This window comes from Actinotalea ferrariae CF5-4, from assembly GCF_000603945.1.
Classification (GTDB): domain Bacteria; phylum Actinomycetota; class Actinomycetes; order Actinomycetales; family Cellulomonadaceae; genus Actinotalea; species Actinotalea ferrariae.
This window is the reverse complement of record NZ_AXCW01000478.1, coordinates 1-1,300: the sequence shown is the minus strand read 5'-3', so window position 1 is coordinate 1,300 and position 1,300 is coordinate 1. Positions and strand designations below refer to the sequence as shown.

At 79.2% G+C, this 1,300-nt stretch carries 2 protein-coding genes and 1 pseudogene; 2 read left to right on the top strand and 1 reads right to left on the bottom strand.

Annotated elements, in window-relative coordinates:
- Positions 1 to 226, bottom strand: a pseudogene (locus N866_RS21155) (hypothetical protein); the annotation flags it as partial.
- 115 nt (positions 227 to 341) lie between these two features.
- Between N866_RS21155 and N866_RS20680 the strand changes: the two are divergent.
- Complete coding sequence (locus tag N866_RS20680; RefSeq protein WP_245612668.1) at positions 342 to 890, top strand: CrcB family protein; 549 nt, start codon at positions 342 to 344, stop codon at positions 888 to 890.
- Positions 887 to 1,276, top strand: coding sequence for a fluoride efflux transporter FluC (locus N866_RS18900; protein WP_216699497.1), 390 nt, complete (start codon positions 887 to 889; stop codon positions 1,274 to 1,276). Before N866_RS20680 ends, N866_RS18900 begins: the two co-directional genes overlap by 4 nt.
- Positions 1,277 to 1,300: the final 24 nt, after the last annotated feature.

Below are 1,300 nucleotides of genomic sequence, written 5' to 3'. Positions count from 1 at the left end.
CGGGCCGGTCGCCGCCCGCGCGGCTCGGCTCCCCCGCGTCGGCGCCGTCCCCGTCGCTCGGCACGCCGGCCGTGCGCACGTCCCGCGCGACGACGACGGGGCCCACCGGGACGAGCTCACCGGTGGTCGCGTCGACGAGCAGCAGCTCCTCCTCGATCCCCACCGTGCGCGGCTCGGGCCGGGCGCTGGGCGGGGCGCTGGGACGGGCGCTGGGAGTGGTGGTCATGGGTGCGGCGACCTCTCGGTGGACGGGCGCTGATCAGGCGGCGGCCAGCCTCACACGTCGGCCGGGACGCCGCGCGACGAGGACGCTCTCGACCTGGGGCGCTACGGTCCCCCGTGTGACCCCCGCCCACCGGCAGCCGCGGCTCCTCGCCGTCGTGGCGATAGGTGGGGCGGCCGGCACCGCGCTGCGGTCCGCGCTCGCGCAGGCGGCCGGACCCGCGGACGGGTGGCCGGTCGCCACCCTCACGGTCAACCTGGTGGGCTCGCTGCTGCTCGGCCTCCTCCTCGAGTCGCTCGCGCGGCGCGCGCACGCCCGGGGCGAGGCGTCCCGCGACCGACTGCTCCGGCTGGGCCTGGGCACCGGCCTGCTGGGCGGCTTCACGACGTTCAGCAGCCTCGCCGTCGAGCTGGAGCGGATGCTCGCCGACGGCGCGACGACGCTCGCCGCGGCCTACGCCGCCACCTCCGCCGTGGGGGGTGTCACGGCGGCGCTCCTCGGCGTCGTCCTGGCCGCGCGGCACCACCGCTGGCGCGCCGACCGGCTCCCGCGGGACCCGGACCAGGCGGACCTGCTGACCGCCGACGACGGCGCCGCGACCCCGCCCGCCGCCGCCCGGCCGGGCGCGGACGGCAGAACGCACCGCCGGCACGGAGCGGCGTCGTGATCCTCGACGTGCTCGTCCCGGTGCTGGTCGCGCTCGCCGGCGGCCTCGGAGCCGCCGCACGGCTCGTCGTCGACGGCATGGTGCGGACGCGGTGGCCGCGGACCTTCCCCGTCGCGACGCTCGTGGTCAACGTCACCGGCTCGGCCGTCCTCGGCCTGCTCCTGGGCGGGCACCTCGCCGGCGTCGTGCCCACGCCCGTGCTGCTCGTCGCGGGCGTGGGGTTCTGCGGCGGCTACACCACCTTCTCCACGGCGATGGTCGAGACCGTGCGCCTGGCGCAGGACGGCGACGCGGCGCGCGCGGTCGGGAACGTCCTGGCCTCGTTCGCGCTGTGCCTGGCGGTCGCCGCGGCGGCGACGGCCCTGGCCGCTGCGGCCTGGGGCTGACCGCCCCGCCCGTCCTGCGCCCGC